Origin of the sequence: Anaerotruncus colihominis, from assembly GCF_010206195.1 — a bacterium.
In the GTDB taxonomy this organism is placed as follows: Bacteria; Bacillota; Clostridia; order Oscillospirales; family Ruminococcaceae; genus Anaerotruncus; species Anaerotruncus colihominis_A.
This window is the reverse complement of the sequence record NZ_VIQT01000008.1, coordinates 1-23,463: the sequence shown is the minus strand read 5'-3', so window position 1 is coordinate 23,463 and position 23,463 is coordinate 1. Positions and strand designations below refer to the sequence as shown.

The following is a 23,463-nucleotide window of genomic DNA, read 5'->3' as shown; positions in this document are numbered from 1 at the left end:
GGAAAGGTGTAGAAAAGGGAAGGGCGATTTTGCATAAATGGAAGATGTATGCTATTATATAAAAAACAGGCGTTGGCTGACGGTGACGCCGGTCACAGAAAGCGGGGAACAGTATGAAAAAGGTTCGCATTACCGTTCTCAGGACAACATTCGACAAGGAGCTCGCGCGCGAATACGGCGCCGAGGGCCTGACCGCCTGTCCAATGCTGCGGGAGGGCCAGATCTTTTTCGCCGACTACGCCAAACCGGACGGCTTCTGTGACGAAGCGTGGAAAGCCATTTATCAGTATGTGTTTGCGCTTGCGCATGGGGCTGGCGACGATGTTTTCTATTACGGCGACTGGATCAGAAAGCCGGGCGTTGCGATCTGTAGCTGCAACGACGGCCTGCGCCCTGTCATTTTTAAGCTGGAATCGACCGGCGAGGTTTCGCAGATCGACTACACGCCGGTGCGGTGAGGAACTGCTGACAAACCAGGCCGCGCCGAAAACGAGAAAAGACAGGATTTTTGATTTCTCAAACAGCCCCAGATATAACAAAAGCAGCGCACACAGACCTGGCGGAAGGAGCGAGGCCGATGGATGACAACGATTTTATGGGCGAGGCGCTCCGGCTTGCCGGGTGCGCGGCCGAGTGCGGCGAGGTGCCGGTCGGGGCGGTCGTCGTGTGCGACGGGCAGATCGTCGGGACAGGCTTTAACCGGCGTGAAACCGGAAAAAACGCGCTCGCGCACGCCGAACTCGAAGCGATCAACGCGGCTTGCCTCCGGCTGGGCGGCTGGCGGCTGCACCGGTGCGATCTCTATGTGACGCTTGAGCCGTGCCCAATGTGCGCCGGCGCGATTATCAACGCGCGTATCCGGCGGCTGGTATTCGGAGCGCGCGACCCCAAAGGCGGCTGCTTCGGCTCAGTGAGCGATTTCAACGCGCTCTCCTTCAACCATAAGCCGGAGGTTGTCTGCGGCGTGCGCGGCGCGGAGTGTGCGCAGATTCTCTCAGCGTTTTTCCAAAGGTTGCGGCGCAGCCGCCAATAGGGCACAAGATGTTGTACCTGTTCACAATTTGTTCACCATTTTCCAATACACATATGGTACAATAAGCGACGGAAACGCAGTGTTTCTAGAGTGAAATCCCCCCTCCTTTATTTTATCTCCGGATCATTTCATTTGCAGCGGGCCGTGTGGCTCGTTTTTTTTTTCGGTTCGCGGTCTGCGCCGCCATTAGGGCTTGTTTGAAAAAAGAGGAATTGCCGGATTGTTCGCAAACAGCCGGAGAATGCAAGGAAAAAACGCAGGAATCCTTTTATTTTACGGTGATAAGGAAGTATTCACAACAACTTATCATTAACGCCGGCAAACAGTGTGCAAAGAATAGACAGGCATTTTCCTTTTTGGAACGTATGTCTGTTTATTTTTTACCTAATTAGTGATAGAATAATAAAAAACAGAAGAAAGGAAATAAGCCCATGAAAAAAATGTCTCTAAAAGACCAACTAATTATTCCTGTATATTTGAATGAAAAAACTGTATTAGATATGTTAGCCATTATTGAGGATGGTTTTTCTATGGTAAGTGAAGTAAGTTCATCTAATCAAAATAGCAGTACAACTGATTTAAAATTAGGTGGTGGGTTATCAACAAAAGCTATTCTTGACAAATTATTAAAAATTCAAATAGATACAAATTTTGAGAAAGAAAAAAGCAATAACACTACCGCTGAGACAAAATCCGAGAAAGTACATACAAATGTTTCTTTACTTTCCAAATTTCGTTCAGAACTTATAAATAACCAATTATTATCTTGCACTGCGGAAAGTGATTTAGATATTTCAAAAATTAAAACCGGTGATTTTATTGAATTAGAGGGAGAACTGCAAAAAAATCCAATGATTGATTTAATGGAAAAATTTATTGATGTATTTCGAATGAGTGATATTTTTGCAGAGAAGCCCACATTAGGCAATAAGAAAGCGACGTCAAATCAGAAGAGTAGTGATAATGCTGTTGTAAAGCAAATGAAATCATTTTTAGATGAATTAACTCATTCGGGGACAGTAGACTTTATTTTAGAAAATCCCAAAGGAACATTGGTTTTATCTACCCAAGAACAATATCTTGCTAATGATAATATTTCTGAAATCATTGGTGGAAGATTTAAAATATTAGGCAAGGTTATAAAAATTTGCAAAACAAGCGAAGAAAGCATAAATTTATTACGAAAGACATCTCTTTATCTATTAGATAAAAAGAGCTTAGATGAGTTCCTACAGTTATTTAATGCAGATGAGTTGAAACAATTTAACTTACCAAATATTAAATTTGAAATTTCGGGTCCCTCCGCTATTGTTATCCCCGTCGCTATTTACGCATAATATAATGACTTTTTGTTACGCAATACAACGCCATTTTTGACAGCAGACATATAAAACCCTTGCTCCGTCATTTCAGCGCCCGCAAAGCCGCATAAATCAAGGACAAAATAACCCCTACTGCGTAACAATCCCCATAATAAATTGAGGGCGAAAGCAGTCTGCTGATTTCGCCCTCTTGACTGCCTAACAGCAAAGACAGGAAAAACTGTCAAGGGCGCGTAGCGCAAAGTTTACCCTTGACAGCTTTTCCTGTCTTTGCTACTTCCTATCGGTCGAAGCGGAATTTCAATATGGCTTCAACCAGTTTTGTTTTTATTCTGTCCTGTGTATCGTCATTGATATACCCCTTATACATAGACAGGTATTTGATGTGTGCGGTGTAGTGCCGCAATACCGCGTCTACCGCTTCCGGTTCTCCGGCTACGGCTCGTTCGATTACCTCAAAAGGTATCAGTTTCTTGTTCCTCATGTTCCAATCTCTCCCATTCTTTCCGTAACTGTTTCAGTGCAACATTTCTCCGACTGTTTATCGTACTTCTGCAACGCCCGTACAATCTGCCGATAGCTTCATCACGATAACCAACAAAGTAATACAATAGCAGGACTTCCTGTCGTAACTGCGGCAATCTCGATAATGCCTTTGCTAACCGTTCATCATCAACGACAACTTCCTTTCCAAACACAAGAAATACAGTCGGCTTATCCTGCTTTTCAAAATAGCTGTCCATAGCAGACGGTTCAAAATATCGTTCTGACATCAGATAGTCAAGGGATATTTCCCGTTCCTCTTTCCGCTTCAAATCCCGCCATGCGTTGATTGCTTCATGGCGCAGGACAATCTTGCAGAACGCATTAAACGCATATTCGATATGTTCCATGAACTGTTCAGAATATCTCATCTTCTCTCACCCCCTTTCTTCCCAGTAGGGGGCTATTACAACAAAAACTCCATGCAGAATATATCCACATTGGTTCTTGGTAATATGAGTTACTAAGACATACTAAATGATATGTGTATTCATATCCATAGACAGAATATCCCTCTTCACAAGACAAGATTTTTTTGATAATTCACCATAACCCAAACTACCCGCGAAATAGAAAACAGACATAGCAGCACCTCCAATACCGCCATATCCATGAAAGCTGTCCTGCTACATAAAAACGGCGGCTTTGATTGTTATTTCAAAACCGCCGTCTGATGTTATTTTCGATAAATGAGCGCAATAAATCTTCTGCCCGAACAGCGGTTTTTTTCTTTTCTGCCGCCGGGCAGATTTTGTTATTTATTCAACAAATGGTGTTATAAGCAATTATTTTTCAAAAAGCATTGCAAGCGTAAATGCCTTATCAGAATACACACTTCCTGCAACATCTGCCCATACTCCACGAAATTTGAATCCAACCTCCTGTGCTTCACTAATCAAAGTTTCTTTTGTAAAGTATGTATTCCAGATATAATACTGGAATACGCCACTGTCTTTAATAATGGAAGCCTGTTCTAAAGTAACATTAGGCGCATACTTATAATTACCATAAAATGCCACATATTTCTCATTGCTCCAAAATCCTCCGTTGTTGCAGACCTCCCATGTCCGCGTTTGTAAAAATGAATTATACTTTTCTGCGGAAAATACATCCAATAAGAATTTTCCGCCGGATTTCAAGTGAGAATAAACATTCTGCATAAGCGTTTTTCGGTCATCTGTTGACAATGCTCCATAATCGCAATATATCATTGTTGCAAAATCAAAAGCCGTATTTAATTCCATGTTCAAATAATTTTGACATAAATATGCAATATCCAATCCCTGTTTTAATGCAGAATTTTTCGCATAGTCTATTGACCTCTTAGAAAAATCAATACCTGTAACATAGTAACCTTGTCTTGCAAATTTCTCTGCATATATTCCCGGACCACATCCAATATCAAAGAGTAACGGATAATCTATTGGTGATACAAGTTCCGTTATCCATGCAACAGATTCTTCAATAAATGTATGTTTCCTGCTTGCTCCGTCAAATTCTGGATTGAGATGAGCCTTTAGCATTTGCATGGAGATATGCTCATCATTCCAAAATTCACCCTCCGTTTTTTTGTAAAGGATTGGTTTTTCTAAAACAGTTTCGATATTCTTTAACATTACTTCTCCTTTCTGTGAGCAAAAGAAAAAGCCGTAGATTTTACTCTACGACTAATCGCTCAAATGACGAAGAATAGTTAAGAGTAAAATAAAATCAAACATTAGGCATAAAAACAAAACTGTAATAACAGTTAGTTTTAAGCTATTGAATTGATTTTATCTACTCTTCTCCAGTCATATCCATGCCACCGATTATGTGACATCTGATACGCCGGACATTCATCACCTTTTCTATTTGTTTTTTATATGTTTATCTTACATGAAAGAGTGCCCTTTGTCAATATTGACAAAGGGCATATTCAAAATAGTTTTTAATGGTTTTTAGTAACAACAGAAGCATTTCTTCTGTATTTCTTTGGCATTTTCTAATTTTCACCGTAGTAGAAAACAAGGAAAACTTTTTGAAGAAATTTTTCAAAACTTCGTCAAAACCGCCTTGTGCGGTGTTGTAGGTAGTGAGAGGACTTTCAAGAGGGTTTGGGATTCTTCCCAACAAGCAAAATCTGTCCGTCAAGCAATAGGCGCGAACGGGCAGATTTACGGAAAAGGGTACCCTTTTCCTATGCTTGCTCCGAAACTTCTCACTTTAACAAATACGGAAAGGAAGGGAAAAAGAATGGATTGGGAACTGGAAATCAAGGACAGCGAATTTGTACCTCAAAAGAGAAAGCCAACAGAAGAAACCGTCTGCCACAAAATCGGCGGCACATACTATGAAGTGTCTACCTCCTGTGGCGGCTCGGAACGGCTCCGAGACAAGATGATACGGCTCATAAAATCGGAAACCGTCAAACCGCCCAATGACAAACAAGGATAAGTGCGCTATAATAGAATTAGCACATACTGTTTGTCGGGCGTTCATTACAGGAGGAATGAACACATGACAGCAAATACATATAAGCCCGGACAGATAACAGCATTATACGCCCGCCTTTCGCAGGAAGATACGTTAGAGGGCGACAGCAACAGCATTGTAAACCAGAAAGTAGTCCTTTCCAAATATGCGGCGGACAACGGCTTTACAAATCCCGTTTTCTTCATTGACGACGGTGTATCGGGTGTGACGTTTGATAGACCAAATTTTAACCGCATGATTGCAGAGATTGAAGCCGGAAACGTGGCGACGGTCATTGTCAAGGATATGTCAAGATTAGGGCGCGATTATCTGAAAGTCGGCTACTATACGGAAATCTTTTTCGTAGAGCGTGATGTGAGATATATCGCAATCAATGACGGAGTAGACAGCGCAAAGGGCGACAACGATTTTACCCCGTTCCGCAATCTGTTTAACGATTTTTATGCCAAAGACACAAGCAAAAAGGTACGGGCAATCAAACGGGCGCAAGGGCAGGCGGGGGAACATCTGACAAAGCCGCCCTACGGCTACATGGTAAGCCCTACCGACAAAAAACAATGGATTGTAGACGATGAAGCCGCCGCTGTGGTGAAACGGATTTTTGATTTATGTATCGGCGGGAAAGGTCCCATGCAGATAGCAAAAATCCTCAAAGAAGATAAGGTGCTGACTGCCAAAGCCCACTACGCAAAGAAAAAGGGGAAACCATTTCCTGAAAATCCCTATGATTGGAGAGATAGTACCATTGTCGGCATTTTAGAGCGTATGGATTACTGCGGACATACGGTGAACTTCAAAAGCTATTCCAAATCCCACAAGCTGAAAAAGCGGATTCCTACCACAAAGGAACAGCAGTCTATCTTCTTCAATACCCATGAAGCGATTGTAGAGGACGCTGTTTTTGAACGGGTGCAGGAACTTAGGGCGAACAAACGCCGCCCCACAAAAGCAGAACGGCAAGCCCTGTTCTCCGGCTTGGTATACTGTGCAGACTGTGGGAGTAAATTACACTTTGTTACCTGTAAGAGTTTTAACGGCTCACAAGACCATTACCGCTGTGCAAAGTACAAGAGCAATATGGGAAGCTGTACGGCTCACTTTATCCGCGAAGAAGTGTTGAAGCAAATCGTATGGAGCAGGATATTTGATGTGACCGCCCTTTTCTTTGATGACATCATGGCTTTCCATGAAATGATGTATCAGCAACGCTCCGCTGAAACGGAAAAGGAAATGAAACGCAGGAAGCGTGAAGTTGAACAGGCGAGGAAGCGGATAGCGGAACTTGACCGTATTTTCAAGCGGATTTATGAGGACGACATAAGCGGCGCAATCAGCCACGACAGATTTTTGAAGCTGTCCGCAGAGTATGAAGCGGAACAGCGGGAACTGGAAGAAAAGGTCAAGGCAGACCAGCAGGAAGTCGATACCTACGAACAGAACAAAAGCGATTTTGACAGCTTCGCCGCGATTATCCGCAAGTATGTGGGGATAAAGGAACTCACCCCTGCAATCGTCAATGAATTTATCAAGAAAATCATAGTCCATGCGCCGGAAAAGGTGAACGGGAAACGGGTACAGAAAGTAGATATTGTTTTCAACTTTGTAGGGGAAATCAATTTCCTTTCTGCTACGCAACCGAAACGGCAAGGCGCATAGACACTCAAAAAGACGGTACAGCCCTTGTAATCGGGGCTATACCGCCTAATCTGAAATTACTTCCCTCTAACCGTAAACATTTCGGATTCCGAGGCTTTTTAACGCAGCATTCGCCGCTGTTTGTAGAAAAAGACGGGAATTTTGCTTTTTCAAACAGCCTCTAGGAGCCGGGGGGTTGCGTCCGCTTACAGCGGGGAGGTCCGCGGATGCGCCGGCCTTTCGCCCTGGCTTCAAAACCGGATGATTTATCATTTCTTTAAAACAAGTCCCTGAACGGCGCCCAAACGATCTATACATCGCCTGTAAAATATGCGATAATAGAAGTTGCAGGCGGCGGAGTCCGCGGCAAAATCACTTGAGCGTTGGCGGAAGCCCCAAAAACGGCGGCTTCGGGAAGGGAACAACATGGACAGCTATTTTGTCGAGATTCAACGGCCGTTTTCGCCGCCCTCGGGCGACGCGCGCCTGGTGCTGATCGCTGATGGCAAGCTGCACCGCGAGCTTGAGGATGTCAAACGGCATCTGTTTTCCTGTGTGAAATACGCCAAAAAGCACGGCGTTTATGTATTGACAGGCTTGTTTGCGCACGAGGGCAATCTCTGCCTGTGCCTGCTCAATCCGGGCGGCGAGGTGGTCTGCCGCCAACCGGCTATCCATCCGGCCATATCGTTTCAGGGGGAGTTCCTGCGCGGCGACCGTATTGAGGTGGCGCACGCGGGCGAGCTTGGAAATGTATGCCTGTGCGTGGACTGCGATATCAACGATCCGCGCGTTTTGCGCGCGGCCGCGCTCAAGGGCGCGGACGTCGCGCTCTCGGTCCAGGCGCTCGACCCGGTGCAGGACGCGGGCGAACGCCTGCTGCGCACGGTATGGAGCGGTGCGCAGGGCAACAACCTGTACGTGGTCAACATCGCGGCGGGCAGCGCCGCGGTTGCATGTCCGGCGGGTGTGACGCGCGCAGGCGACGGGTATCTGATCCGTCAGACATCCTCCTTCCCCGTGCGTTTTGGTCTGAGTATGGCGCGTCTCGATGAGATACGGCGCGATCTGCGTCTTTTGGAGCAGATCAATCCCGCGCTGGTCGCGAACTATGAAGCCGAACTTGGGAGGTAAAAGGCATGTGGGAAGTGCTGCTGCCGCTGATTTCCTTTTGGATGTCGTTTCGGGTGACGCCGAAAAAAATCGACGCGCTGTTTTCAGAAAAAAACGGCGCCGCTCAAAACAACGCGGAATTCGCCGCGCCGGAGGCGGTGCGCGCCGCGTCTGTCCAATTGACGGCGCGCATATATAAGGATCTGCGCGACTATACGGACGAGCTGTATCTGCTCGCCAAAAATGCGGTTGACGCCGGCGCGCAGGTGGTCGTGTATCCGGAATATGCCGGCGTGCTCGCTCTAACCATGCTGCCGTTCAGCAAACAGATTCTCAATTGGGTGCTGCGCGGCAGGCGTTTCACCGGCCTGGACGGCGCAGCGCCTGATCCGGTGCGCATGGAAACCATGTTGGAAACCTTTGGCGGCTTTCTAAACGAGCTGTATCAGACCGTCTTCAGCGGGATCGCCCGCACGCTTCGCGTCTATGTGGTCGCCGGCACGACGCTGGTCCGTGAGGAGGACGGCCGCCTCGTCAACCGGTGCGTCGTGTTTGGTCCGGACGGCAAACAGGCAGGCGTCCAGGATAAGACGAGCGTGCTTAGGTTCGACAGCGACGCCGGCGTTTCGCCCTCCGACATCCTGGAACCGATCGATACGCCGCTCGGTCCGCTCGGCGTTGTCATCGGGTCGGACGCCTATTATTTTGAACGTTTCAAAATCCTTGCGGAGAAGGGCGCGCGCCTGATCGCCGTACCCGACGCGCGCGGCGGAATCATGCCCGATCTGCTGCGCTGCCGCGCGAATGAATCAGGCGTTTATGTGCTGTACGCCTGTTACGCCGCCGGGCCCGACGAGGGCCCGAATGTGCGCGCCGCAATCTATGCGCCGTTCGGCGCGACGCCCACGCTCAACGGCGTCGTCGCCTATGCGTCAAACGCGCACGCCTGCGCTGTAACGGCGCGCACCAATCTGCAAAAGCTGACCGGCGACCTCACCGATCCATCTCTGACAAGCCGAAATGAGGCGTTCATCAAAGGCGATTATCTGCACAGCTACCGCTATTGCGGAAATCTTCCCTACGACCTTGTTTAAACACGCATCCGGGGCGCCGGGTTTGCAGGCCCGACGGGGAATTTTCCATACGTGTCCCACCGGTCCGATGTGCGAAAAATGACATGTTAAATATTCACAAAAAAGCGGCGGCTTTTTCGGCGGAACACACCGCCGAAAGGGCCGTATGTCATTGTATCCGCCTGTTTTTTGTGTTAGAATGAAGCTGTATCGTTCTAGAATCAGGAAAATGCTTGTGGAATTTTCCAATATGCCGCCGCCCTTTTAAAACGCGATCCTTTGGCGGACAAGTCGTTTTCCATTGACAATATCTGATAGAAAGGCGTGATCAATCAGCATGGCAAAACGGGTTTTTTTAATCGTTCTTGACAGCGTGGGCATCGGCGAGGAGCCGGACGCCGCTGATTACGGCGACGTTGGCAGCAATACGCTGCGCACCTGCTGGCGCTCGGGAAAGCTGCATGTCCCCAATCTGCAAAAGCTGGGGCTTTTTAACATTGAAGGCGTCGGCTGCGGCGAGGCGGCCGGCGCGCCCATCGGTTCATTCGCGCGTATGCAGGAATCGTCGGCCGGCAAGGATACGACCATCGGCCACTGGGAGATCGCGGGGCTGATCTCAAAAAAGCCGATGCCCACCTATCCCGACGGTTTCCCGCCGGAGATTATCTCGGAGTTTGAGCGCCGCACGGGACGCCGTGCGCTCTGCAACAAGCCGTACTCCGGCACCGACGTTATCCGCGACTTTGGCCGCGAGCATGTCGAAACAGGCGCTCTGATTGTCTATACAAGCGCCGACAGCGTGTTCCAGGTGGCGGCGCATGAGAGCGTCGTCCCGATCGAGGAGCTTTATAAGGACTGTGAAATCGCCCGTGAAATCCTGCACGGAGAACACGGCGTCGGCCGTGTCATCGCGCGTCCGTTCGAAGGGGAATACCCTTACAAACGCACCTCGAACCGCCATGATTTTTCGCTCCAGCCTCCGCGCGACACGGTTGTCGATAAGCTTTTGCAGGCCGGTCTGGACACCATCGGCGTCGGCAAAATTTATGATATTTTCGCCGGCCGCGGCATCTCTAAAACAAGCCGCACCGTCAACAATGACGACGGGATGGATAGGACAATCGCACATGCGCGTTCCGATTTTCATGGGCTTTGCTTTGTCAACCTCGTCGATTTCGACATGGTATACGGCCATCGCAACGACATCCCGGGCTATACGGCCGCGCTCAACCGCTTTGACGAGCGTCTCGGCGAATTGATGCCTCTGCTCGGTCCGGACGATGTGCTGATGATCACAGCCGACCACGGCTGCGATCCGGGTACGGCGTCGACCGACCATTCGCGCGAATATGTGCCGCTTCTTATTTACGGCGCGTCCATCCGCGCGGGCGTCGACCTGGGCACGCGGCCGACCTTTGCCGATACGGGCGAAACGGCCGCCGCGCTGCTCGGCGTCAAGGCCGGCTGCGACGGTGTGTCGCTTTGCGACCGGATCCTGCGGTAACAACGCTTAAAACTGAGAGGGGTATTCATTATGCGCATGTATGATATCATTATGAACAAACGAAACGGCGGCGTGCTGTCCGATGAGGAGATCGCCTTTTTCATCGACGGTTATACCAACGGCCACATCCCGGATTATCAGGCGTCGGCGCTTTTGATGGCGATTTGGTTCAACGGCATGAACGAGCACGAAACCGCGGTTTTGACAGACTGCATGGCGCGCTCCGGCGACATGGTCGACCTGTCGGCCATCCCCGGAATCAAGGTGGATAAGCACAGCACCGGCGGCGTCGGTGACAAGACGACGCTCGTCATCGCGCCGATTGTCGCGGCGTGCGGCGTGCCGGTCGCAAAGATGAGCGGCCGCGGGCTTGGCCACACGGGCGGCACCATTGATAAGCTTGAGTCGATCCCTGGTTTTCGCGTATCCGTCGAACGCGAACAGTTTTTCCAGATTGTACGTGACGCGGGACTGTCCGTCATCGGGCAGACAGGCAACATCGCCCCCGCCGATAAAAAGCTGTACGCGCTGCGCGATGTGACCGCCACCGTCGACAGCCTGCCGCTGATCGCCTCGTCGATCATGAGCAAAAAGCTTGCTGCCGGCTCGAACGCGATTGTGCTTGATGTCAAGACGGGCAGCGGCGCGTTTATGAAAACGCTCGACGATTCGATTGGGCTGGCGCAGGCGATGGTTTCCATCGGCGAGCGCAACGGCCGGAGAACCATCGCGCTGATCACCGATATGGATCTGCCGCTCGGCCATGCGATCGGCAACTCCCTGGAGGTGGCCGAATCGGTCGCAACGCTGAAGGGGCAGGGTCCAGCCGATCTGACCGAGGTCTGCCTGCAGCTCGCAACGAACATGCTTTATCTTGCGGATAAGGGCACGCTCGACGAATGCCGCAAGCTCGCCGAGGACGCGCTCTCAAGCGGCGCGGCCCTTGAAAAGCTGCGCGCGATGGTCATTGCGCAGGGTGGCGACGTTTCCGTGATCGACGATACCTCCAGGTTCCCGCAGGCCCCGGTCACATATGAGGTCAAGTCGCCCTCCGACGGCTATATCACGCACATGGAGACGGAAAAGTGCGGCATCGCGTCCGTTGCGCTCGGCGCGGGCCGCGAGAGCAAGGAGGACGATATCGATATGAGCGCGGGCGTTGTGCTTGTGAAGAAAACGGGCGACAAGGTGATGCGCGGCGAGACGATCGCGCGCCTTTACACGGCAAAGCAATCCGCAATTCCGGAGGCCGAACGCCTCCTGCTCGACGCGATTACCTTCTCCAATGAGCAGCCCGCCCCGGAAAAGCTCATCCTCGCGCGCGTCTCCAAGGACCGTGTCGAACGCTTCTGATTTCCCCCGCTTTTTTGAAAAAAAGCTTGGCAAAAAACTTTAGTCGGCTGTGCCCCCCGCTTTTTTGAAAAAAAGCTCGGCAAAAAACTTTAGTCGGCTGTGCCCCCCGCTTTTTTGAAAAAAAGCTCGGCAAAAAACTTTAGTCGGCTGCGCCGCGAATAGTGGGTTTGCTACTGCGTTTATACAGGCTGCGCCGCAAACAGTGGGGCAGGTTCCGTGAAACGATCCCCCTCCGGACGTACTGGCGTGCGCCCGATACGATCGCGCCAGGCAGAGGTGGGGATAACATAAGGGGAGGCGTCGCTCGACCCTCCCCTTGTGAGGCGCGCTGAGGGGCGCTGCCGCGGCTTGTCCGCGCCCGGCGGCTATAGCCGCCGGAGAGCCCCGAATAGCCGGCCGGGCAAGCGCAGCGCCCGGCGGTGAGCAATCCGCGCACGGATTGCGCGCGCCCCCCGGCGGTGAGCAATCCGCGCACGGATTGCGCGCGCCCCCCGGCGGTGAGCGACCCGCGCACGGGTCGCGCGCGCCAGCGTGGCCCGCAGGTCGCAAGACACTCATTCAGGCGCAGACTTTTTCGCCAGCAAAATCCATGACAGACGTCGCGCGGCTGGCGCGCATCCTGCAAGATCCAACTGTTTAGAAAGCCCCAGTAAAAAACCTTCCGCCTTTTCTTTAAAAAGGCGGAAGGTTTTTCGATGCATTTATTTCCCAAAAAGGCGAAGGGTCAGGCACGCTCCAAATTCTGTTCGCGGGACGGGCCGACGCCGACCATCGTAATCGGACATTCGCACAGACGCTCCAACTCGGCGATATACTTCTTGCAGGACTCGGGCAGCTCATCGAAGCTGCGGCAGCCGGACAGGTCGCCGTCGAACCCTTCCAGTTCTTCGTAGACAGGGGCGCACTCTGCAAGTTCTTCGATGGTGGCGGGAAAATCGCGCAGGATCGTCCCGTCCGACTTGCGGTAAGCCGTGCACACCTTGAGCGGCCCCATGCCGGAGAGCGTATCGATCTTGTTGATCGCCAGCGCGGTCAGGCCGTTGATGCGCACGGAATGGCGCATGATTACCGCGTCGAACCATCCGCAGCGGCGCGGACGGCCTGTGACTGTGCCAAACTCATGCCCACGGTTGCGGATTTCATCCCCGGTTTCGTCGAGCAGCTCCGTTGGGAAAGGACCGGCGCCGACGCGCGTCGTATACGCCTTGGCCGCGCCGACAACCTCGTCGATCAGCGTGGGACCGACGCCGCTGCCAACGCATACGCCGCCCGAAACAGGGTGTGAGCTTGTAACAAACGGATAGGTCCCGTAATCGATATCAAGCAGCGTGCCCTGCGCGCCTTCGAACAGAACCTCCTTGTTCTCATGGATGGCGCGGTATGCAAGCACGGAAACATCTGCAGCATACTGCGCCAGACGCTTTCCATAGGCTGTATATTCCGCAATGACCGCATCAAGATCAAGCGGCTGGCCGCCATAGTAGCCGGTAATCAAGCGGTTTTTCAATTCGCCGGCAGCCCGCGCCTTTTGCGCGAACAGCTCCGGATGGATCAGGTCATAAATGCGCAGGCCGGAGCGTTCGGCCTTATCCATATAACAGGGGCCAATGCCTTTTTTCGTCGTGCCGATTTCCCCTTTGCCGCGCATCTTCTCACTCAGGCCGTCGATCTCCAGATGCCACGGCATGATGACGTGTGCGCGCGGATCGATGCGCAGGTTTTTGCAGGAAACCCCCCGCGCTTCGAGGCCGTCGATTTCGCCCAGGATTCCCTTGGGGTTGATGACAACGCCGCTGCCAAGCAGACAAAGCGTGTCCGGATAGAGGATGCCGGACGGGATCAGCTGGAGCTTGTAGACCTCGCCCCCGTTTTCGACCGTATGGCCGGCATTGTTGCCGCCCTGCGACCGCACGACCACGTCTGCGCGCGACGCAAGAATGTCGATGATTTTGCCTTTGCCCTCGTCGCCCCACTGGACGCCGACAACCACTCTAGCTGGCATATATAACCCCCCAATGAATTTTACAAAAAAATCCAGTCCCTTTGAACCGTTGTTAAGTATAGCAAATTTGCAGGCAAAATGCAATGTTGATTTTTGTAATTTACTTTTATCCAACAGTCAAGCGTCTGCACGAGCAAAGAAATCCTCACGCTTTATCCGCCGTGATCCTCCTTGATCTCACCCGTTTTATAGGCCAGAAGCAGCCATTTCAGATCCTCGATATTGCGGCTGAGCTGCGCGCCGATATCTGTCTCGCCGATTTTGATGCGCGACTGCATCCGTTCAAACACGACCGATGTGGACACAATGTCCCGGTTATTGCGGATCGCATCAAGCCGGCCGTCAAATGGCTCATGCGACGCCAGCCGGATGCCCCAGGAATTATAAATCAATGTATAGCCGGCGATGCCTGTTGTCGGCTGGTAAGCCCGGCAGAAACCGCCGTCAATCACAATGAGCCGGCCGCCGGCCTTAACCGGATTTTCGCCCTCCTTCGTCTTGACGGGCACATGGCCGTTGATAATGTGGCAGTGCTGACCTTCCAGACCGAATTCACGCAGAATGCGCACACAAACATCGGCGTCATTATAATAGGCATAATAAGCATTTTTCGGCTCGGCCCATGCGGCATGATCGGCGATCAGGCAGCGTTCAAAGGTAGCAATGTGGTCGCGCCCAAACAGCGGGGAGTTGCGCCCACACCAGAGAAACCACAAAAAGTCCTTTCCAAATTGTTTTTCCGGCGTGCCTTCCCGCGCATAGTATCCCTGACGGGCCAGCAAATCGGCGCGGTCAAGAAATGCCCGGCCACTGACAGGCGGTCCGCCAACGGAAAACGACATGAACGATCCGTCCGCTTCCATTGGTATGCATCCATGGAACAGCAGGTTTCCATTGTAGCACTTATACAGCCCACCCTTGGAATAAAGAAAGCGCGCGTGCTTTTGCAGCTTTTCACTGTGTAAAAACGCGTCGCGAAGCTGCTCCATCAAACGCTCCTCCTCCTCGGACAGCGCATATGGGCAGGCCGGGTCAATCGTGGGGAAATCTGTGTGCACAAGCTGATATTCTTTCCCATCGATTTCAATGGTCCCGCGCTTATAATCGATCCGGTTGAGCAATAGGCGGTCATCCATCCCGAACTCCGGATTGCGCCTGATAATCTGTCCTTCGAGTTTAAAAAGGATGATGGCAATCGCTTTGTGCATCCGCGCGCCAAGCTCGATATCTTTGGCATTGTAGGCGATGGCGTCGCCCAATGTTTTTGTCTGAAAGCACGAGGTGTCGGAATCGCGATAAATCTCATTGGCAAACAGCGCAAGCGGCCGCAGGCTGATGCCATAGCCTATTTCGATGACCTCAAGGTTATTATAGGTGATCGAATTGTTCAGCACAGCCGCGATACAGGTACGGCTGCCTGTCGCAGCGCCCATCCACAGCACGTCATGGTTTCCCCACTGGATATCGACGGAATGATGCTCCATCAGTGAATCAAGGATGATATCTGCACGCGGCCCACGGTCAAAAATATCGCCGACAATGTGCAGATGGTCGACAACAAGCGTTTTGATCACATCGCAGACAGCTTCAATAAAATCCTCGGCGCGGTCGATGTGAATAATTGTGGAGATGATGTTCTCATAGTAATCCTTCTTATTATGGACCTCGTAATTGGTATTAAGCAGCTCGTCAATGATGTATGCATACTCGGGCGGAAGCGCTTTGCGCACTTTGGAACGCGTATATTTCGATGTGACAAGCCGGCAGATCTCAATCAGGCGGTGCAGCGTCAGTTTGTACCATTCGTTGAGGTCATCAACGCTCTCGCGCATTTCGTCGAGCTTCTCCCTGGGATAGTAGATCAGGGTCGCCAGCCGCGCACGGTCGTCGCGCGACATCACGTTTTCAAACAATGCGTCCACCTTTTCGCGCACCACCCCGGAAGCACTGTTGAGGATATGTAAAAACGCCTCGTATTCGCCGTGCAAATCCGACATGAAATGCTCTGTGCCCTTTGGTAAATTTAAAATCGCCTGGAGATTGATGATCTCGCTGCTTGCCGCCTGCACGGTAGGATATTGCCTGGCCAGCAGGCGCAGATAACGCAAATCCGCCTCACGGTTTGTTGTGACCTGTGTTTGCATCACGTTCCCTCCATTGTTTTGATACGGATGACGGCGCGCCTCATCCGTCTGTAATGCGTCGCCACCCCGGCCATAAGCGGGATCATAACCGCATAGCGGTTATGATCCCAGAAGATATGCGCGTTTGCAATGTGCGAACCGCACAAAGACGCCCGGCCGCGCAAAAACGCATGTCGGACGCCCCCGCCGGAGTGCTACGATTTTTCCGGCAAACCGATTTTTACAAGGCAACCCTTCACAGCGCCGGAGGCGTCTGTATATTCCATAGCGCACACCATTGTGTCAGGGTTATAGCCGATCAGATCGCTGAACACTGTTCGCAATACCATGTTCCCCTTGCGGTCAATCATACAGATTTTTCCGTCCTTCTGGACAAACGCAACGTTCTTACCCTTGATAAAGGCGTCGGCATTGTCGTACTGCGCGTCAATCATCAGGCGGCCGCGGTCGTCCGCATACCCCCACTTGCCCGACGGCGTGAGTACAAGGTTATATTTTTCACCATCCTGCCCCGGCACAATAAAATGGTCGGATGGGATAATAACGCGCCCGTCGCCCTCCACAATCGAATTGGAATATGGGCCGTTGCCCCCATTGATCAGGAAATACCCCTTGTCCAGATTTGCGCCGTCAATCAAAACCTCGCCGTCGTAACGGGCCGGCACAATCTCATTACCGTTGCGGTCGATGACGCCGTAGCGTCCGCTTTTTTCAAAACAGGCGTATCCGTAGTCGCCAAACCCCGCAATATAGTCGTATACCGGATCGATCGCCAGTCTGCCGCTGTCGATATCCGTGATCGCGCCCCAGCGGCCGTTCTTGCAGACGCTTACACTGCCGTCATAAAGATACAGCTCCTCCCACTCGGGCTTAATGACCTCCACGCCTTTGTAATTGACGACGCCGTATTTCCCGTTTTTTACAACAGGAGCGTAATCTCCAAAGAAGAACCCGATGCTTTCATAAACGGGATTGGTCAGCATTTTGCCGTCTGTATCGCACAAGGCCCATGCGCCGCTCATCTGTACCGCAAGCAGATCGCGCCCGGACTGTCGCGGCGAACTGCTCCGTGAGACGACCTGCATATCATCAACCGCAAAATTCTGTACCGGCTGATACTCCTTTGAATAAATACGCAGCATCCCATCTTTTAACAGGATATGGCGTTTGCCAAGCACATAGAAGCTGTCGCCGCGCTCAAGTGAATAATGTGAATTGCCCTCACGGTCGAGGATTTCATACTGATCACCCTTCTGAACCTCGAGCAGGCCGCCTCCGTCGCCGCCCGCCGCCCGGACGTCGTCATATTCAAAGGGTGCAAGCTGCGTGCCGTCCGACATGTCGATCGCTCCGGTTTTGCCGTCGAGCGTCAGCGGAATCACACCGTGAAAGGTAAACCACCCCTCCAGTGTAGAGGTATAAAGCGGCTCTGTCAGCAGCTTTCCATTTGCGTTGGCTACAGCGATCTTTCCATCCTGTTCAAGGAAAAAGAACTCGCACGTTTGAAATCCCCGGAATCCGCCGCGGTTGAGCGGGAAATTCAGATCATACTGCGCGGGCGTCAGCACCTCGGCCGTGTAGCCGTCCGCGGCTGTTTCTGCGATCGATTCAGGCAGTGTGATTGCTCCTGCCGTCGTCTGCGGCGGCGCATCCGGCTGCGGCACGCTGACAGGCAGCCGCGGGGACTGGGACGTGTTGTCAGACGGCGTTTCCTGCGGAGCCTGCTCCGGTATGCTGGATGTTTGCGCGTCCGACGCGCCCTCCACAGAGGACAAAGCGCCCGGAGCCACTGGCGCGCTCACCGGCGCAGCCGGCTGGCAGCCTGCCAGCAGCAGGGCGGCGGCGATCAAAGCAGCTGCTTGTTTTTTCATGGTTAAGCTTCCCTTCCGGGGGCAAACCGCCCCCCTGTATATACAGTGCCCCTTTTCATCCAATTTCTTCCCGGCTTTTTTGAGAAAAGCTCGGCAAAAAACTTTCCGGCTTTTTTGAAAAAAAGCCTTGGCAAAAAACTTTAGTCGGCTGCGCCGCGAATAGTGGGGCAGGTTCCGGTATTTTTACAGGCTGCGCCCCGAACAGCGGGGCAGGCCCTGCGTAATTAGTTTTACGCCGCGTCGATCAAAAGTTTTCGCCCGCCTTTTTTAAAAGGCGGCGGGTGAAGGGGAATGACAAGGCCCCCTGCGGGCCTTGTCATTCCCCGAGGGCAGCGCCCTTTTCCCCGGGCCGCAGCCCTCATAAAAGCGCGGCCCGCAGGCCGCAAGACACCTCTGTTCAAGCGCAGGGCCTTGCGTCAGCAGGAAACGTGACAGACGCCGTGCGGCTGGCGCGCTTCCTGCAAGCCTCCCGCCTTCCGGCTTTTTTGAAAAAAAGCCTCGGCAAAAAACTTTAGTCGGCTGCGCCGCGAATAGTGGGGCAGGTTCCAGTATTTTTACAGGCTGCGCCCCGAACAGCGGATTTGGCGCCGCGCGGTTGTCAGAATTCCTTGAGCGTTTCGCCGATGGGCGCCTGGATCAGCAGATCTGCGCCGGCATCGAGCGGCGTGGGCGACATATTGATTACGGCAAGGCGTCCCTTGCAGTAGCGCACAAGCCCCGCGGCCGGATAAACGGCCAGAGAGGTACCCCCAACGATCAGAAGATCAGCTTCGGAGAGCGCCTCGACCGCGCGCATAAGCACTGTCTCATCGAGCTGCTCCTCATAGAGCACAACGTCGGGCTTAATCGCGCCGCCGCAGGAGCAGACCGGCACGCCCGGCGCGTCCAGGATCGCGCGCAAATCATAAAATTTCCCACAGCGCATACAGTGATTGCGGTGAACCGACCCATGCAGCTCCAGCACATTTTTGCTGCCGGCCGCTTGATGCAGGCCATCGATGTTCTGTGTGACGACAGCCGTCAGCTTTCCTTCCGCCTCCAGATGCGCCAAAGCTTTGTGCGCCGCATTTGGGCGCGCATCTGGCGCGAGCATTTTTTCACGGTAAAATGCAAAAAACTCCTCCGGATGCTCCATGAAAAAAGTATGGCTGACGATCGTCTCCGGAGGATAACGCCATTTTTGTTTGTAAAGCCCATCCGCGCTGCGAAAGTCTGGAATGCCGCTTTCTGTTGACACGCCCGCCCCTCCAAAGAAAACAATCTGGCGGCTTTCGCCAATCATGCGCTTGAGGGTTTCGTTTTGCTCCATATTGACAACTCCTTTCGCTATGCATCAATTCTACCAGCTTTTTGGGGTATTTATCCACATAAAATTGGTTCATTTTCACATATAGGGCTTGCATTTTTGGAAAATTATGCTATACTTATCATAGAATCAGACAAGTAACAATTGCGCTTACTTCTCTCTTCCACACTCTTATATAGTGAAACAAGCGGGCTGCGTCGCAACGGCCCGCTTGTTTCCGTTTTATTGATTTTTTTTCCGATCGGCGCGCCGCACGCGAATTTCCGCCTTTACATCCGCGCCGACCCGTTTTGAATCAAGCAGCTTTTGCGCGGCCATGCGCAGCGTCTGTTCATCCAGCCGCCCGCTTTCCAGCAGGACGGCCGTCCGCCGCGGAAATTTGATAAAGCAGACCGACAACGCCCAGGCCACGCCCATTTTAACATAATAGCCTTGATGGCGTACCCCGGCCAGCCATTCCAGAACGCGGTCGATATACGCTTCGTCGATAAAATGGTCCATCAGCATCACAACGCCGAAGCGCACGTCGAATTCACGCGGCGCAGACAGATACGGCGTCAAAAACCTGACAGCCTGTTCCCCGCACTTGCCCACGGCGCGCAGGCTGCCGCATGTGACGTCGCAGACCGCCCAGTTGTCGATATGCGGCACGAACACCGCCAGACGTGCAAACAGCTCGTCCGGCTCCATCCTTGCATAGCCGAGTACAAGCCCCTGGAGCATCGTCTCCTCATATGTATCGTAGCGCGCCGCCTCAAGGTAGCCGCGCCAGTCGCCGCGGACCAATTCGCGCGCGAGTCGGCGCAGCGCCGGCACACGCACGCCGAGCAGGTTTGTCACATCGGGCACCAGCTTCTGTTGAAACGCCTGATAGGCCGGGTCTGCCAACGACCGGATGCGCGCCCGCAGAGCCTCGTAGTCCTGTGGAGTCATCGTCTTTCTCTCTCCCTTGGGGCTGTCAGATCATAGCTGTGGGCGATCATACCGTTGAGCGCGTCGTCGTCCAATCCCGCGTTCAGCGTCACCGTGTTCCAATGCGTCTTGTTCATATGGTAGCCGGGCGCCACCTGGGGATAGACCTGCCGCCAGAACTGGGCCTGCATCGGCTCGCATTTGAGATTCAGACACAATTTCCCATCGCGTTCAAAGACAAACGCATAACAGCGCCGGTTTGCGCGGCGGCGCGCCGCCGTCCAGTTTGGATCTTCAAACGGCTGATCCTCATAAGCATCCGGAAAGCACAGGCAGCGATCCAACAGCTCCCGCCGTGTCACAGCTTACGCCTCGTATTCCATTTTTTCCGGCGTCCAATCTGCGAGGACCGCCTGCATTTCCTCCGCGGCTTTGCGCGCGCCCGCAAGGTCGTGCTCGCGGTAATTGCCGCACTCCGCCTCGGCCGCGCCGGGGATCTCGCCCTCATACGACGCGATAAAGGCGAAGGTCTGCTTGAGCAGATCGATCACCTCCTGCTTGGAGATGCTGTCGCGCGTCAGAAAATAAAAGCCTGTGCGGCAGCCCATCGGCCCAACATAGATAATGCGGTCCCCATAGGACGTGTTGCGCACATACGTCGCGAACAAATGCTCATATGTATGCAGCACGCCGTTGGAAAGATAACTTCCCGCATTGGGCCTGCGCATACGGATGTCGTATGTAACAACATCGCCATCGACGCGCGAGACATAAAGCCCGGGTTTCAGTTTTGTGTGGTCGACAGAAAAGCTTGCGATTCGTTCCATTGATAATCAGTCCTCCAGATACGGCAGGATCACGCGGTACGCCGCGCACAGCCGGTCGAACGAGCAGGCGCAGTTGGCCGGGCTTGTCGACGGCAGGGCGGCGGCCGGGGTGCCTGTCGTTGATTTTATATACTTTTGATATAAATCAAAAGCCTTTTTTCCTGTTGTAAAAATCGCACGGATATCGCTAGCGCGCAGAATCGGGGAAAGGTCGTTCGGCTTCGGGTCTTTGATCGAAGCGTCGCTTGCGCCGGTAATCCCACACGATTGCAGCACGTCCCACAGCGCAATGCGCCGGCTTAACATCAGGGCGGCTTTTTCCTCGTTCGAACACGGCGCCGGCACGTCCAAGATAGCCGCCATCACGCGCCAGAAACGATTTTGCGGATGGCCGTAAAAGAAGCCGGACGCGCGTGACCTGGGCGAAGGAAATGTACCAAGCAGCAGCACGCGCGAACGCGCGTCATAGACCGGCGCGATCGTGTGGACGAGACGCGCTGCGTGCGCGCTGGGCGGCACGGCGGCGCTCATGGTTTTTTCGCAGTGGCCTCCAGCAGCATGGAGAGCGCGTGCGACGCGGCAATATAGCGGATATAATCGCGCTCGCCCGTCTCAATCCCGCGTCCGAGACGCAGCTCCTTCACGTCGCTGTACCACTCGCTGCTGACTGCAATGTACACCAGCCCCACCGGCTTTTCCCCGGTGCCGCCGCCTGGTCCGGCGACGCCGGTTGTCGAAACGCCGATATCAGCTCCTGCCAGCTGCCGGACGCCATCGGCCATTTCACGCGCCGTCTGTTCCGAGACGGCGCCATACCGCGCAAGCGTCTCATGCGCGACGCCGAGCACCCGCTCCTTGATTTCGTTGGCATAGCTTGTGACGCCGCAGTCGAAAACGGCTGAGCAGCCGGGCACATCGGTCAGCCGCTTGGATACATAGCCGCCCGTACAGCTTTCAGCGCAGGCGGCTTTTAACCCCTTTTCCGTAAGCGCGCGCACAACGGCCGTCTGCAAATCGCCCACGTCTACGCCATAGATATACTGCGAAAAGCGTTCGCACAGCGACCGCACAACCGGCGCAGTCATCTCCTCGGCCTCCTGCTTTGTATGCGCACGAGCTGTGACGCGCAGCATCACCTCGCCGTCCTTGGCATACGGCGCGAGCGTTGGGTTCTCCATCCGCTCCATCTCATCGCGAAGCTGCGCTTCAAGCGCGCTTTCGCCGATGCCGAAAAAGTGAATGCTGTGCGAGACAAGCACATGATCGGAACAGCGCGCCAGATAGGGCATGACCTGCTCGCGGAACATCGGCAGCATCTCGCGCGGCGGCCCCGGCAGCATGATCGCGGTTTTCCCGCCGCCCTCCACAATCGCGCCCGGAGCGGTTCCGTTGTGGTTTTCCAGCACGATACAACCGCGCGGCATCATGGCCTGCTTGAGATTGTTTTCCGTCATCTGACGGCCCACCTTATGAAAATAACAGTGCAGATGTCTGGTGGACGGCTCGTGCATCTCCAGAGGCACGCCGAAATAATCGGCGATCGTCTCCTTGCTTAAATCGTCATAGGTCGGTCCAAGACCGCCTGTTGTAATCACAATGGAGCTGCGTTCAAACGCTGCGGCAAGCGCCTCGCGCAAACGCTCGGGATTGTCCCCGACGGCCGTATGCCGGTAGACGCTGACGCCAAGCTCCGCAAGCCCGCAGGAAATCTCCCGCGAATTGGTGTTGACAATGTTTCCCAGCAGAATCTCTGTGCCGATGCACAAAATTTCAGCAGAGGCGTTCATTGGAATCAGCCCTTTCAATTGATAAGCATCGTATGCGCGAACGGGCCGCAGGCTACGCCCCGTCCACGAAAGCGGCATGGTATAATTGGCCATTGGGGCGGCAGCGGGCCGCGCCCGCGTATCGCCCTGGCCATAACCCGGTATAATAACCGCTTTGCGGTTATTATACCATGTCCGCGAAGCGGCATGGTATAATTGGCCATCGGGGCGGCAACGGGCCGCGCCCGCGTATCGCCCTGGCCATAACCCGGTATAATAACCGCTTTGCGGTTATTATACCATGTCCGCGAAGCGGCATGGTATAATTGGCCATCGGGGCGGCAGCGGGCCGCGCCCGCGTATCGCCCTGGCCATAACCCGGTATAATAACCGCTTTGCGGTTATTATACCATGTCCGCGAAGCGGCATGGTATAATTGGCCATCGGGGCGGCAGCGGGCCGCGCCCGCGTATCGCCCTGGCCATAACCCGGTATAATAACCGCTTTGCGGTTATTATACCATGTCCGCGAAGCGGCATGGTATAATTGGCCATCGGGGCGGCAGCGGGCCGCGCCCGCGTATCGCC

General features: G+C 53.3%; 21 protein-coding genes. 9 read left to right on the top strand and 12 right to left on the bottom strand.

What is annotated here, in order from left to right; all coding sequences use genetic code 11:
- Positions 1-113: 113 nt before the first annotated feature.
- The 3 genes from FMM72_RS03590 (at position 114) to FMM72_RS03580 (ending at position 2,370) form a co-directional block, all read left to right on the top strand.
- Positions 114-458 carry a TIGR04076 family protein gene (locus tag FMM72_RS03590; RefSeq protein WP_160209508.1) on the top strand — a complete coding sequence of 115 codons (345 nt, stop codon included), beginning with the start codon at positions 114-116 and terminating at the stop codon, positions 456-458.
- Between the two features lie 119 nt (positions 459-577).
- Positions 578-1,033: a nucleoside deaminase gene (locus FMM72_RS03585; RefSeq protein WP_160209509.1), complete on the top strand. Its 456-nt coding sequence runs from the start codon at positions 578-580 to the stop codon at positions 1,031-1,033.
- 431 nt (positions 1,034-1,464) lie between these two features.
- Positions 1,465-2,370 carry a DUF6414 family protein gene (locus FMM72_RS03580; RefSeq protein ID WP_162220623.1) on the top strand — a complete coding sequence of 302 codons (906 nt, stop codon included), beginning with the start codon at positions 1,465-1,467 and terminating at the stop codon, positions 2,368-2,370.
- Positions 2,371-2,635: 265 nt separating this feature from the next.
- Here the strand turns inward: FMM72_RS03580 and FMM72_RS03575 are convergent, their stop codons facing one another.
- The 3 genes from FMM72_RS03575 to FMM72_RS03565 form a co-directional block, all read right to left on the bottom strand.
- Positions 2,636-2,839: a helix-turn-helix domain-containing protein gene (locus FMM72_RS03575; RefSeq protein WP_160220018.1), complete on the bottom strand. Its 204-nt coding sequence runs from the start codon at positions 2,837-2,839 to the stop codon at positions 2,636-2,638.
- Complete coding sequence (locus FMM72_RS03570; protein WP_160220017.1) at positions 2,811-3,269, bottom strand: RNA polymerase sigma factor; 459 nt, start codon at positions 3,267-3,269, stop codon at positions 2,811-2,813. The genes FMM72_RS03575 and FMM72_RS03570 overlap by 29 nt, the downstream gene beginning before the upstream one ends.
- Before the next feature lie 414 nt (positions 3,270-3,683).
- The gene (locus tag FMM72_RS03565; protein ID WP_160220016.1) at positions 3,684-4,514 is read right to left on the bottom strand and encodes a class I SAM-dependent methyltransferase; all 831 of its coding nucleotides are present in this window, start codon (positions 4,512-4,514) and stop codon (positions 3,684-3,686) included.
- 616 nt (positions 4,515-5,130) lie between these two features.
- Between FMM72_RS03565 and FMM72_RS03560 the strand changes: the two genes are divergently transcribed.
- The 6 genes from FMM72_RS03560 to FMM72_RS03535 all read left to right on the top strand — a co-directional run bounded on the left by FMM72_RS03560 (position 5,131) and on the right by FMM72_RS03535 (position 12,048).
- A complete protein-coding gene (locus FMM72_RS03560; RefSeq protein ID WP_162220622.1) occupies positions 5,131-5,331 on the top strand; it encodes a hypothetical protein in 201 nt (66 codons plus the stop codon).
- A gap of 63 nt (positions 5,332-5,394) precedes the next feature.
- On the top strand, positions 5,395-7,026 hold the full coding sequence (locus FMM72_RS03555) for a recombinase family protein (protein WP_180322870.1): 1,632 nt from the start codon (positions 5,395-5,397) through the stop codon (positions 7,024-7,026).
- A gap of 405 nt (positions 7,027-7,431) precedes the next feature.
- Positions 7,432-8,139 carry a hypothetical protein gene (locus tag FMM72_RS03550; RefSeq protein ID WP_160209510.1) on the top strand — a complete coding sequence of 236 codons (708 nt, stop codon included), beginning with the start codon at positions 7,432-7,434 and terminating at the stop codon, positions 8,137-8,139.
- A 5-nt stretch (positions 8,140-8,144) separates the two neighbouring features.
- Positions 8,145-9,212 (top strand): nitrilase-related carbon-nitrogen hydrolase, encoded by a 1,068-nt coding sequence (locus FMM72_RS03545; RefSeq protein ID WP_162220621.1) that lies wholly within the window; start codon positions 8,145-8,147, stop codon positions 9,210-9,212.
- 316 nt (positions 9,213-9,528) lie between these two features.
- On the top strand, positions 9,529-10,695 hold the full coding sequence (locus tag FMM72_RS03540) for a phosphopentomutase (protein ID WP_160209512.1): 1,167 nt from the start codon (positions 9,529-9,531) through the stop codon (positions 10,693-10,695).
- Between the two features lie 30 nt (positions 10,696-10,725).
- Positions 10,726-12,048: a pyrimidine-nucleoside phosphorylase gene (locus FMM72_RS03535; protein WP_160209513.1), complete on the top strand. Its 1,323-nt coding sequence runs from the start codon at positions 10,726-10,728 to the stop codon at positions 12,046-12,048.
- Between the two features lie 724 nt (positions 12,049-12,772).
- Here the strand turns inward: FMM72_RS03535 and FMM72_RS03530 are convergent.
- The 9 genes from FMM72_RS03530 to FMM72_RS03490 form a co-directional block, all read right to left on the bottom strand.
- Positions 12,773-14,050, bottom strand: a complete 1,278-nt coding sequence (locus tag FMM72_RS03530) for an adenylosuccinate synthase (protein WP_162220620.1) — start codon at positions 14,048-14,050, stop codon at positions 12,773-12,775.
- A gap of 152 nt (positions 14,051-14,202) precedes the next feature.
- Complete coding sequence (locus FMM72_RS03525; protein WP_160209515.1) at positions 14,203-16,194, bottom strand: fructose-1,6-bisphosphatase; 1,992 nt, start codon at positions 16,192-16,194, stop codon at positions 14,203-14,205.
- Positions 16,195-16,388: 194 nt separating this feature from the next.
- Positions 16,389-18,065, bottom strand: coding sequence for a WG repeat-containing protein (locus FMM72_RS03520; protein WP_162220619.1), 1,677 nt, complete (start codon positions 18,063-18,065; stop codon positions 16,389-16,391).
- A gap of 598 nt (positions 18,066-18,663) precedes the next feature.
- Positions 18,664-19,374 (bottom strand): NAD-dependent protein deacylase, encoded by a 711-nt coding sequence (locus FMM72_RS03515; protein ID WP_160209517.1) that lies wholly within the window; start codon positions 19,372-19,374, stop codon positions 18,664-18,666.
- A 219-nt stretch (positions 19,375-19,593) separates the two neighbouring features.
- A complete protein-coding gene (locus tag FMM72_RS03510; protein WP_162220618.1) occupies positions 19,594-20,304 on the bottom strand; it encodes a DNA alkylation repair protein in 711 nt (236 codons plus the stop codon).
- Positions 20,301-20,645 (bottom strand): MmcQ/YjbR family DNA-binding protein, encoded by a 345-nt coding sequence (locus FMM72_RS03505; RefSeq protein ID WP_162220617.1) that lies wholly within the window; start codon positions 20,643-20,645, stop codon positions 20,301-20,303. The genes FMM72_RS03510 and FMM72_RS03505 overlap by 4 nt, the downstream gene beginning before the upstream one ends.
- A gap of 3 nt (positions 20,646-20,648) precedes the next feature.
- A complete protein-coding gene (locus tag FMM72_RS03500) occupies positions 20,649-21,110 on the bottom strand; it encodes an S-ribosylhomocysteine lyase (protein ID WP_160209520.1) in 462 nt (153 codons plus the stop codon).
- Between the two features lie 6 nt (positions 21,111-21,116).
- Positions 21,117-21,629, bottom strand: a complete 513-nt coding sequence (locus FMM72_RS03495; RefSeq protein WP_257432015.1) for a DNA-deoxyinosine glycosylase — start codon at positions 21,627-21,629, stop codon at positions 21,117-21,119.
- An 8-nt stretch (positions 21,630-21,637) separates the two neighbouring features.
- Positions 21,638-22,915 carry a competence/damage-inducible protein A gene (locus tag FMM72_RS03490; RefSeq protein ID WP_243157716.1) on the bottom strand — a complete coding sequence of 426 codons (1,278 nt, stop codon included), beginning with the start codon at positions 22,913-22,915 and terminating at the stop codon, positions 21,638-21,640.
- Between the last annotated feature and the right edge of the window lie 548 nt (positions 22,916-23,463).

Bases quoted from the DNA above. Each gene is read 5' to 3' on its own strand.
- FMM72_RS03590 (WP_160209508.1), top strand. From the start codon at position 114: ATGAAAAAGGTTCGCATTACCGTTCTCAGGACAACATTCGACAAGGAG.
- FMM72_RS03585 (WP_160209509.1), top strand. From the start codon at position 578: ATGGATGACAACGATTTTATGGGCGAGGCGCTCCGGCTTGCCGGGTGC.
- FMM72_RS03580 (WP_162220623.1), top strand. From the start codon at position 1,465: ATGAAAAAAATGTCTCTAAAAGACCAACTAATTATTCCTGTATATTTG.
- FMM72_RS03575 (WP_160220018.1), bottom strand. From the start codon at position 2,839: ATGAGGAACAAGAAACTGATACCTTTTGAGGTAATCGAACGAGCCGTA.
- FMM72_RS03570 (WP_160220017.1), bottom strand. From the start codon at position 3,269: ATGAGATATTCTGAACAGTTCATGGAACATATCGAATATGCGTTTAAT.
- FMM72_RS03565 (WP_160220016.1), bottom strand. From the start codon at position 4,514: ATGTTAAAGAATATCGAAACTGTTTTAGAAAAACCAATCCTTTACAAA.
- FMM72_RS03560 (WP_162220622.1), top strand. From the start codon at position 5,131: ATGGATTGGGAACTGGAAATCAAGGACAGCGAATTTGTACCTCAAAAG.
- FMM72_RS03555 (WP_180322870.1), top strand. From the start codon at position 5,395: ATGACAGCAAATACATATAAGCCCGGACAGATAACAGCATTATACGCC.
- FMM72_RS03550 (WP_160209510.1), top strand. From the start codon at position 7,432: ATGGACAGCTATTTTGTCGAGATTCAACGGCCGTTTTCGCCGCCCTCG.
- FMM72_RS03545 (WP_162220621.1), top strand. From the start codon at position 8,145: ATGTGGGAAGTGCTGCTGCCGCTGATTTCCTTTTGGATGTCGTTTCGG.
- FMM72_RS03540 (WP_160209512.1), top strand. From the start codon at position 9,529: ATGGCAAAACGGGTTTTTTTAATCGTTCTTGACAGCGTGGGCATCGGC.
- FMM72_RS03535 (WP_160209513.1), top strand. From the start codon at position 10,726: ATGCGCATGTATGATATCATTATGAACAAACGAAACGGCGGCGTGCTG.
- FMM72_RS03530 (WP_162220620.1), bottom strand. From the start codon at position 14,050: ATGCCAGCTAGAGTGGTTGTCGGCGTCCAGTGGGGCGACGAGGGCAAA.
- FMM72_RS03525 (WP_160209515.1), bottom strand. From the start codon at position 16,194: ATGCAAACACAGGTCACAACAAACCGTGAGGCGGATTTGCGTTATCTG.
- FMM72_RS03520 (WP_162220619.1), bottom strand. From the start codon at position 18,065: ATGAAAAAACAAGCAGCTGCTTTGATCGCCGCCGCCCTGCTGCTGGCA.
- FMM72_RS03515 (WP_160209517.1), bottom strand. From the start codon at position 19,374: ATGGAGCAAAACGAAACCCTCAAGCGCATGATTGGCGAAAGCCGCCAG.
- FMM72_RS03510 (WP_162220618.1), bottom strand. From the start codon at position 20,304: ATGACTCCACAGGACTACGAGGCTCTGCGGGCGCGCATCCGGTCGTTG.
- FMM72_RS03500 (WP_160209520.1), bottom strand. From the start codon at position 21,110: ATGGAACGAATCGCAAGCTTTTCTGTCGACCACACAAAACTGAAACCC.